At 48.0% G+C, this 5,368-nt stretch carries 5 protein-coding genes and 1 tRNA gene; 2 read left to right on the top strand and 4 right to left on the bottom strand.

The genetic code is table 11. From position 1 onward, the window contains the following. Positions 1-864 (top strand): MFS transporter (locus Q0231_RS02660; RefSeq protein ID WP_299344738.1); only part of this gene is annotated, 864 nt, incomplete at its 5' end. Here the strand turns inward: Q0231_RS02660 and Q0231_RS02655 are convergent. After that, the gene (locus Q0231_RS02655; protein WP_269393923.1) at positions 861-1,799 is read right to left on the bottom strand and encodes an ornithine cyclodeaminase family protein; all 939 of its coding nucleotides are present in this window, start codon (positions 1,797-1,799) and stop codon (positions 861-863) included. The genes Q0231_RS02660 and Q0231_RS02655 overlap by 4 nt on opposite strands. Positions 1,800-1,967: 168 nt before the next feature. Further along, on the bottom strand, positions 1,968-3,404 hold the full coding sequence (locus Q0231_RS02650; protein WP_299344734.1) for a mannose-1-phosphate guanylyltransferase/mannose-6-phosphate isomerase: 1,437 nt from the start codon (positions 3,402-3,404) through the stop codon (positions 1,968-1,970). 193 nt (positions 3,405-3,597) lie between these two features. On the opposite strand from Q0231_RS02650, the gene Q0231_RS02645 reads away from it, so the two are divergent. Beyond that, positions 3,598-3,684, top strand: a tRNA-Leu gene (locus tag Q0231_RS02645). Between the two features lie 84 nt (positions 3,685-3,768). On the opposite strand, the gene Q0231_RS02640 is transcribed toward Q0231_RS02645, so the two are convergent. Together Q0231_RS02640 and Q0231_RS02635 are read right to left on the bottom strand one after the other, a co-directional pair. Further along, the gene (locus Q0231_RS02640) at positions 3,769-4,902 is read right to left on the bottom strand and encodes a hypothetical protein (RefSeq protein ID WP_269393921.1); all 1,134 of its coding nucleotides are present in this window, start codon (positions 4,900-4,902) and stop codon (positions 3,769-3,771) included. Positions 4,903-5,140: 238 nt separating this feature from the next. Then, positions 5,141-5,368, bottom strand: a 228-nt coding sequence (locus tag Q0231_RS02635; protein ID WP_367274458.1) for a phosphoribosyltransferase family protein, incomplete at its 5' end; no start/stop codon positions are given.

The raw sequence follows: 5,368 nt of genomic DNA, 5'->3' as shown, positions 1-5,368 counted from the left end.
GAAAAAAGGGCGCAAAACTTTGGTTTGATTGGCGCAGCAGTTGGCGCCGGCTTCATAATTGGTCCAGCAATTGGCGGGCAGCTTGGTGAATTTGGCACGCGGGTGCCGTTTTTTGTAGCGGCTGCAGTTGCTTTCGCAAATCTGGTGTATGGCTACTTTGTGTTGCCCGAAAGCCTAGGCATGCGCAAAAGGCGTCGGTTTGATGTCAAACGCGCAAACCCCATTGGCACTATACAGTCGCTCAAAAAGTTTCCATTCGTTTTGTCGTTCTTGGGCGTATTGTTTTTCTTCTCTCTGGCAGGACAAGCCTACCCCAGCATTTGGAGCTTCTTCACGATAGAACGCTTCCAATGGACCCCTGCACAAATCGGCATTTCACTGTCAGTATTCGGGATCATGTTTGCGGTGGTCCAAGGTGCATTGATCCGCCCAGCAATCAAAATTTTCGGGGACATTTGGACGGTTGTCATGGGACTTGTCTTCGCAACCATTGGCTTTTTCGGCATGGCCTTCATCGACACTGCCGTTGGCCTTTACATTTTCTTGTTGCCCGGCGCCATGGGTGGCTTTGTTGGTCCCGGCCTCAACGGCCTTATGTCCAGTCGTGTAGACGATAATGCACAGGGAGAACTGCAAGGCGGCGTGAATGCTGTAAACTCCATCACGGCAATTCTTGGGCCACTTGCAGCCACACAATTGTTTGCGTTCTTCACGATTTCGCCCAAAGCCCCCGCCTATTTCCCTGGCGTAGCCTTTTTTGCAGCAGGTATCGCAATTGTTGTCGGTGCAGCAATATTCTTCCAAGCAACTTGGAGATCAGGCCTTTTGGCAAAAAAAGAAAAGCCTAGCCCCCAGAACGACTAAAGGGTGCGCACAGCAGCCCACTTGTCGTAGATCAGCTTTGCCACCATTAAGTCTAAATGAGCGCCGCCTCCGTTCTTGAAAATGGTAACCTCTGCATGGCTTTTCCGCGCAAAAAGGTCACCTTGGGCTAGGTCATAGTAATCAGCGATCACATCATTTTCACTAATAACGCCTTGAGCGATAGGAATGCTTAATTCGCCTATATCGTGAATGGTCGTTTCGCGAGAATCGACAAACAACCTCCCCTTTTTCAACAGCTCATCGTCAGCTTCGCGCATGTCATTTCTAAAGGCACCAATCAGATCGATATGCGTGCCTGATTTCACCCACTTCCCCATTATCACAGGGCTTCGCGCCATTGTGGCTGAAGTGATGATATCTGCCTCCCCCACGGCCGAGGCCAAATCTGGCGCTGCAATGCAGCTTTGACTTTGTGCCAATGCGCTTGCGTTTTCCGGGTTTCGGCTCCAGACTGAAATCCGCTCAAGCTCTGGGAACACTTCTCGATAGGCATCAATCAGCGAACTAGCAACGGTCCCTGAACCAACTACGAGCAAGTTCTTCGCCTCTGGTCGCGCCAACAGGCGCGCACCCAACACACTGTCGCCTGCAGTTTTCCATTTGGTCACCAATTGACCATCAATCAACGCCTTTATCGCACCGGTTTCATCGTCAAATAGAACGACGACAGATTGGATTGTTGGCAATGGGGGAATACTTTGTGCATTCTGTGGGTAGATCGTTACTGATTTAAGCGCCAACCCAAGCCCGTCAACCCAAGCTGCGCGATTGAGCATAGATTGAACGCCTCGCTCCAACGCCAAATCACCAAGCCTTGCCTTATTCAGGCGATGACCTTCAGCAAGAGCGTCAGCGACTTCTGACCATGTGAGTTGGTGTTCGACATCTTCAATGGATATGAACGGAATATTCATGCAAGTCCCCTGTTTCTTGAAACACTCGACATCACTCTCACACACAAATCAAGATTGTTTTGGCGCGATCCGTTCTATTTAGTATATTTTATCCAATTTAAGATCTGAAAAGAAACCCGCAGGCTTATCAAGCCTGCGGTGCAAAAACTGTAGCAAATTCAACGACTGCTAGGCGCGACCAAATTCATCCTCAAGCCGCACAATATCATCTTCGCCCAAATAGGAACCCGTTTGCACTTCGATCAACTCAAGCAAAATCTTGCCTTTGTTCTCCAACCGATGCACTGCTCCAAGTGGAATATAGACAGATTGGTTTTCGCTAAGCGTTTTTACGCTGTCATCTATTGTGACTTCAGCGGTGCCGCTCACAACAACCCAGTGCTCGGACCGGTGATGGTGCTTTTGCAACGAAAGTTTTTTACCTGGCTTCACAAACAATCGCTTCACCTGGAAGCGGTTCCCCACGACCAAGGACGAGTATCCGCCCCAAGGGCGATAACAAGTTCGGTGCGTTTCTGTTAGCGGCGCAGTTCGTTTGTCACTGCGCAGCTTTTTAACCAACTCACCAACTTTTTGCGCTTCACTGAGCGCACCAACAAAAATGGCGTCTTCACTGACGATAACAGCCACATCGTCCAACCCAGAAACGGTGACCTGCCCTGTTTCTGAATAAACGAGTGAGTTTTTGGTTTCAGATAGCATGACGTCGCCAACGGAAACATTGCCCTCGTTGTCCTGCGCGCCAACTTTCCAAACGGCATCCCAACTTCCAAGGTCCGACCATTCAAACGGAGAAGGAACGACGGCTGCTTTGTCAGTCTTCTCGAAAATCGCGTAGTCGATCGAAATGTCCGGCGACTGAGCAAAAGCATCTTCATTCAACCGGACAAAGTCCAAATCCTTATCAGCATTGTCAACGGCACCGGCAACCGCAGAAGCAACGTCGGGTGCAAGCTTTTCACACTCAGAAATGATCACATCCCGATCAAACAAGAACATGCCAGAATTCCAAAGGTGTTTGCCACCGGCAACAAGTTGCTCTGCCAAGGCGAGTGCTGGCTTTTCAACGAATTTCACAACCTTGTGGCCGCCGCATTCAATTGCGTCACCCTGTTCAATATATCCATACCCAATTGCAGGCTCGGTTGGCTTGATCCCGAAAGTCACCAAATTGCCATTGAGCGCGCACTTAGCAGCCGCATCAACCGCAGTAACATAGTTCGCATCTTCAACAATACGATGATCAGAGGCCAAAACGAACATCAGTGTGTCGTCGCCACCCAAGCTTTGCATGTATTTCGCCGCAGCCAAAACCGCAGCCGTCGTATTACGTGCAACAGGCTCAAGCAAAATACCACCCAGCTCAATGCCAGCTTCTTGCGCTTGTTCAGCCACCAAGAACCTATACTCATTGTTTGTAATGACAATTGGAGCAGCAAATTTCTCGCTATCAGAAACACGCGTAAGCGTTTGTTGAAAAAGGGAATTATCACCAGCAAGGCTTAGGAACTGTTTTGGCCGCGCCGAGCGGGAAATAGGCCAAAGTCGAGTGCCTTTGCCGCCGGCAAGAATAATTGGCACAATCCGCTGATCAACGCCCGCCATGAAATAACTCCAGTTTTAAACACAAAGGTTACCGAATATAGTCATTTTCACACCAATGCAAATCTGAATTGGCGGCGAAATTGCACCTCCGCAAGTATTTGCCAGCTCAATAGCCAATTCATGGCAAGTTACCCATTGAAAAAGCGTCGAATTTATGACAAACCGACGCCTGAACTTATTCAACTCTGGTTTCGCGGACGTGGTGAAATTGGTATACACAAGGGACTTAAAATCCCTCGCCTTAATCGGCTTACGGGTTCAAGTCCCGTCGTCCGCACCAATCACATAAATTGCTCATTGAAATGCATCTGCTGGCAAATAACAAACCAGCATGTTTTCTCGCTCTCCGCGAGAGAGATAGACGTCAATAATCTACATCGCAGAGATAGGCATAAAACGTAGACTCTATGATTCTACCGTTTTTTTGCCTTCTATTCTCGTTCAACGACGTGTGACGGCCATTCAAAAAGTAGGAATTTGTAGTCTCTGGCAATAATGCTCCGGCAAAACAATATCGAACTTCGTCAATTCTAAAGTTTGCCAGCTTTTTCATAGTGCTATTGAGCCAAATCTTTACCGCCGCATTTTCAAAGCGCGAGAAGAGCCCCATTCTGAAAATCAAGCCCTTTTTGAAATACTCACTCGAAAGCGCTTCGTTGAATAGCGGCATGTGCGCACTCCAGCCCATAGCATGTAACTTGTTGCCACTGGATCTTACAACACCATAGCCATAATCGAAGGATTGATACTTTGGGTCGCAGACGTAATCAACGATTGCCGCAATCTTGTTTTGATAGTCATTTGGAATGTGTCGTTGGATGTTACCAAAAACGAAAATATCGTGAATGAAGGGCAAAACGAGCTCGCCATTTTCATACAAAGTCGGGTTGACCAGCTTCTTGGATTGATAGGATTTAGGCAGTTTCGTTCCGATAGAATCCACATATATGTCGTGCTTGAATGGTGAACTGCTTACGAAACCATAAAGGGCATCAATTCTGTCTGTGACCGTTTTACTAACGACCTTTGAAGTGCTACCAGCCCCGAGCAAATACCCAGCCACAACGTAGCGCGCCAGTGAAGTATAGATATCGTCGTTTTGGGTCGTTTCGAGGAAACCAATGCAGTTTTGCATCTGTTCCGTTGTAAGAATGTCATCTAAATTCAAACCAAATTGCAGCAGCTTGCCAAACGCATTCTCAAAGCATCCGTCACTGCTGCCAAGGATTGTCTCATTGGAAATATTTACTGGTATGTTGGCCTTCCAATAAGCGAGCTCAGGCAAGCTTCGTAAGGCCTGATAGTTTTTCTGAAATTCGGGCGCGGCTACATCCTCATTCAGGCGCGCAAGCAAATGTTGAATGGTGGGACTACTGTTTTCCCTTAAGAATTCGAGTTGTCGGTTCCTTGTGTTCATCTGCAAACCGCCTTCCTTAAACAGCAAATGGCCAGAATACGCCATAAGGCGATCGCCGTTTCTGAGGTCATCGAAACTCAAGCGGCATGCAGCAGAGTATTTTACTTCGCAGAAATTGAGATTGAGCTAAATCAAGCATTGCGTCGCAACAAAAATGGCCAGTTGTGGAGACCGGTTACGTGCACGATTTAATTCGGGAAAAAAAGCCCGTTTGCACAGCTTGCAGGCCGAGGCCCTGAGCCAACGACTTGGCTCAAAGCTTCAAATTATCCTAAACTTGCGATATCAGCCAAACACCGATTGCGCTTTTAGTTTTGTGTCAGTCGCCAACGCCATCACGGATTGGGGGAGCATAAGAAACGTCCATATCCCATGGGAAATAAATCCATGTGTCTTGAGACACCTCGGTCACAAAACTGTTCACCAAATCGCGCGCCAATGGCTTGGCATAAACCGTTGCAAAATGCGCGTTTGGCAACATAGCCTGCACAGCGCGACCCGTTTTCCCAGTGTCCACCAAATCGTCGATAATCAACACCTTTGTATC

The sequence above is a fragment of the uncultured Maritalea sp. genome (assembly GCF_937139385.1).
In the GTDB taxonomy this organism is placed as follows: domain Bacteria; phylum Pseudomonadota; class Alphaproteobacteria; order Rhizobiales; family Devosiaceae; genus Maritalea; species Maritalea porphyrae_A.
Note: the sequence above shows the minus strand (reverse complement) of the source record. Positions and strands in the feature narration are given on the sequence as shown.

Excerpts from the sequence above, each read along its gene's own strand:
- Q0231_RS02655 (WP_269393923.1), bottom strand. The coding sequence starts at position 1,799 with ATGAATATTCCGTTCATATCCATTGAAGATGTCGAACACCAACTCACA.
- Q0231_RS02650 (WP_299344734.1), bottom strand. The coding sequence starts at position 3,404 with ATGGCGGGCGTTGATCAGCGGATTGTGCCAATTATTCTTGCCGGCGGC.